We start from the raw sequence: 4,144 nt of genomic DNA on the forward strand, positions 1-4,144 counted from the left end.
CCTTCTTGAAAAGGAACATTGAAGGCTCCACACTGTGTCTTGAACGGAAATGGACCTGCCCAAGCACTAAATGTTCCATTTCCACAATTAGCTCTAACATAATATTGATAGGCTGTGCTTTGAGTTAAACCATTAACTAAATAATTTGAATTTGTGTTTGCTGTCACACCAGAACCAGAAGGAATAGCCGATCCAGCAGTTTGAACAGCTACCTCCCATGAAGTAGCTCCTCCGGGATTTGCCCATGATAACTGAGCAGAGGTTTGAAATATAGATGATGCTGATAAAGTTGTTGGAGGAGCACAATTTACTGGTTGAATTGTTAATGTGTAAGGCGTTGTTTGTGGAGCAGCCCAAGTTGAAATTACAAAATAATAAGTAGATCCTGCTGTTACTGGCAAGTCAAATGCTCTAACATCTGTATTACTATTTGCAACACCATTAATACAGCTAACGCCAATATTTGCGCAACTGTTGTAAGCAAAAATTCCCGAAAAGGTATCAGATGGTGTCATAGAAACATTAATGACTCCTGTTGTAGTTGCCGTGTAAGAATATACAACGTCATTACCATTTAAAAAACCACTTGTAGAACCACATCCAGATGCTCCCGGACTACCTTCAATAGCCGTGTTGTCAGAATAATTTGCTGTATTGTCGGTTGTGCTATAGGGTAATGTTCCTATTATAATTGGAGCCGAGCAGCTTATTCCTGGTGTTGATGTTGAAAATGGAAATGGACCCACCCAAACACTGCTGACACCTGAACCACACAAAGCCCTCACAAAGTATTTATAATCAGTTGAAGGTGTAAAAGCAGCTCCAGCAGTTGTGGCAGTTACAGTATATGGTAATGTTCCATTATAAACAGTTCCTATACCAGTTGGAGTACCTGTTGCAGGAATAACTTCAATTTCCCATGAAGTGGCACCGCTGGGATTTCCCCAAGTTAAATTTGCTGAAGTTTGTGTTATTCCATTGGCAGCTAGTCCCGTTGGGTCTAAACATTGTTGAACAATACTAACATTATCAACTAGCCAACGATCTCCTGCGCCATTAATACCCCCTGCAAGTTGGGTATGAACTCTAACAAATGATACATAAACTTGTTGATTTGCATAAGCAGATAAACTAACTATTTTTTCTTCATATATATTAAATGTAGCATTCAATGTTATTTCATCCCATTCTTCTACAAAAGCATAAGCCGAAGGATTAGTTTGTGATGCAGTTGATTGAGCTACTCTTATTTGATATTTAGTTCCTTGATTACCATTTGCAAAACTCCTTGTAAAAAAACGAAGTTGACCATTTGTTGGAATTGTAACTAGTGGAGTTGCTAAATAATCCTGAGATGTAAGTCCTTCAGTGCCCAAGTTTTCTCTGTTGACATAAGCAGCATTGTTTCCTTGATACACTGTTGGAGGAGTAGCAACAGCGTTATTTATTCCCCAGCTTTGATTTGTACCAACAAGGTTGTCAAATACTGCCCAAGTTGAAGGAATACCGCTTTCAAATCCTTCCAAAGCCAACTGTGAGTAGCCAGAAATTGAGAAGAATGATATCAACAGTAATAATATAATTTTTTTCATGCGATAAAAATTTAGTAGATTGATTTTATGTTTTTTAAAATTTTGAAATTCAAATTTAGTAAAATTTCTGAAATAAGAAACCTTTACTATAATTTTTGTAGTAAGAAAAATTTTTAGTATCATTATTTCGTTAAACAATTATTAATTTATTTCATTTTCAAATCGCTATTTTTGTAACTTAATTAGATGAAATGTTAGAAAAAGAGATACTAAATTTTGAACGAACAGTTATTGTTGGAATAGTTACTCAAAATCAGAGTGAAGATAAATTAAATGAATATCTTGATGAATTAGATTTTTTAACTTTTACTGCTGGAGGTCAAGTGATTAAGAGATTTTATCAAAAACTTGAAAGACCCAATCCAAAGACTTTTTTAGGCACCGGAAAAATAGATGAAATCAGCTATTACATTAAAGAAAATAATGTTTCTACTGTAATTTTTGACGACGAGCTTTCTCCGTCTCAACAGAAAAATATTTCCAAAATTTTAGATTGTAAAATTTTAGATAGAACAAATTTAATATTAGATATTTTTGCTCAAAGGGCAGAAACTTCTTATGCTAGAACTCAAGTGGAATTGGCTCAATGTCAATATTTATTACCAAGACTATCTGGAATGTGGACTCACTTAGAAAGGCAAAAAGGAGGAATTGGTCTTCGTGGTCCTGGAGAAACAGAAATTGAAACCGACAGACGAATTGTAAGGGATAGAATTGCCCTTCTTAAAGAAAAAATAAAAACCATTGACAAGCAAATGTCTGTCCAAAGAAGTAATCGGGGCGCAATGGTTCGTGTGGCTTTAGTGGGTTATACCAATGTTGGAAAATCAACTTTGATGAATGTGATTAGCAAAAGTGACGTTTTTGTAGAAAATAAATTATTTGCCACATTGGATACAACCGTTCGTAAAGTGGTTATTAAAAATTTACCTTTTTTACTTTCTGACACCGTTGGTTTTATTAGAAAACTGCCTACTCAATTAATTGAATCTTTTAAAAGTACCCTTGATGAAGTTCGGGAAGCAGACTTATTATTGCATATAATTGATATTTCTCATCCTGATTTTGAAGAGCATGTCAATTCTGTAAATCAAATTTTAGAGGACATCAAAAGCAATCACAAACCCACCATTATGGTTTTCAATAAAATAGATGCTTACAAACATTTAGTAATAGAATCTGACGACTTAATTACTGAAAAAACAAATAAACATTATACACTTGAAGAATGGAAGACAACATGGATGAACAATGCAGGAGAAAAAAATACTTTATTTATTTCAGCAACTAATAAAGAAAATTTCGAAGAATTTAGAGCAAAAGTTTATGAAGCTGTGAGAGAAATTCATATAACACGTTTCCCTTATAATAAATTTTTATACCCCGATTATGCGAATGCTGTAGAAAATTAAATTATTTGAAATACCAAATATAACCTACGTTAAACGAAGTTAACCAGTCATTTGATTTGTTTTCAGGATAAAGAGTCTTATTTGGATTCATACCATCAACCCAGTCAGAAAAATAACATTGTAGCCTTAAATCTAAAACTAATGAAGTATAGGTTGTTAACTTATACCTTGACCCAATACTAGTTGATAAAGAGGGAACTATTCCATTGCTTTTTGGTCTTATCCCTCCATTTAAATATTTAATTGGAGTACTTATCGGAGTATCTAATGAACCTAAACTAGAACTTATGTTAGTTGAATAATTACTTATTTGTCCTCCAAAACTAACGTAAGGAATTAATCCATCTTCTCTCGTATTATCATCTTGACCAAATGGATAATACTCTAATTGAACTCCAAAAGTTTCTGCCTGAACATTTCCTTTCATAGCACTTAATTGTGTTGCTAAAACACCTTGGTTAGATTCGTCAACCCACTTACCATAGTGTTTCAAATCACAATTCATATACGATAGTTCTAATCTCAATTTAAAATAATCGGTAAGATTAGAATAATTGTTATCAAAAGATAAGAAATAAACCCCTGTAACAATGAAACCGTTGTTTTGAATATAATTTTGAAAACTACCTCTTTCTCCAAAATCAGATTTAAAATTTGCTACTCCAGCCGTTATACCAATTTCTCCATACAAACGATCAAAGAATTGGGCATTTAAGCTTGCTGTAGTAAATACTAAAACAATCGTTATAAAGATTTTCTTATACATGGAATTTTTTTCAGCTCAATGAAAAGCAAATATATAAAAATAGCTATCAAAAAAAAATAATTTAACCCTAAGAGCCAAAAAGTCATAAATTAACACAAATACTCTTCGGTGATAAAGAAATTAATTTTAATTGCCATCAGAAAAATAGAATTTAAAAATTATGCCAATATTTCAATAAAATGTATATTTGTACGATTTTACGAAAACGTTTTCTTAAAAACAGTAATACTATAATTTTATGTCACAAAGTGTTAACTCATTTATCGAATTGGTTGCTAAACGAAATGCTAACGAGCCTGAATTTATGCAAGCCGTTTTAGAAGTTGCTGAAACAGTAATTCCTTTTATTGAACAAAATAAAAAATACCAAAACA

At 32.6% G+C, this 4,144-nt stretch carries 3 protein-coding genes and 1 pseudogene; 2 read left to right on the forward strand and 2 right to left on the reverse strand.

Annotated elements, in window-relative coordinates; translation table 11 throughout:
- Positions 1–1,592 (reverse strand): choice-of-anchor J domain-containing protein (locus tag ACOYLT_RS10420; RefSeq protein WP_422853786.1); only part of this gene is annotated, 1,592 nt, incomplete at its 3' end.
- Positions 1,593–1,783: 191 nt separating this feature from the next.
- On the opposite strand from ACOYLT_RS10420, the gene hflX reads away from it, so the two are divergent.
- Positions 1,784–3,004, forward strand: coding sequence for a GTPase HflX (hflX, locus tag ACOYLT_RS10425; RefSeq protein ID WP_422853787.1), 1,221 nt, complete (start codon positions 1,784–1,786; stop codon positions 3,002–3,004).
- A gap of 1 nt (position 3,005) precedes the next feature.
- On the opposite strand, the gene ACOYLT_RS10430 is transcribed toward hflX, so the two are convergent.
- Positions 3,006–3,770 carry a THC0290_0291 family protein gene (locus ACOYLT_RS10430; RefSeq protein ID WP_422853788.1) on the reverse strand — a complete coding sequence of 255 codons (765 nt, stop codon included), beginning with the start codon at positions 3,768–3,770 and terminating at the stop codon, positions 3,006–3,008.
- A 238-nt stretch (positions 3,771–4,008) separates the two neighbouring features.
- Between ACOYLT_RS10430 and ACOYLT_RS10435 the strand changes: the two are divergent.
- A pseudogene (locus ACOYLT_RS10435) lies at positions 4,009–4,144 on the forward strand (glutamate dehydrogenase); the annotation flags it as partial.

This window comes from Flavobacterium sp. (genome assembly GCF_049318185.1).
Lineage (GTDB): Bacteria > Bacteroidota > Bacteroidia > Flavobacteriales > Flavobacteriaceae > Flavobacterium.

What these genes read in the sequence shown, in the direction of transcription:
- hflX (WP_422853787.1), top strand. Translation starts at nt 1,784, where the DNA reads ATGTTAGAAAAAGAGATACTAAATTTTGAACGAACAGTTATTGTTGGA.
- ACOYLT_RS10430 (WP_422853788.1), bottom strand. Translation starts at nt 3,770, where the DNA reads ATGTATAAGAAAATCTTTATAACGATTGTTTTAGTATTTACTACAGCA.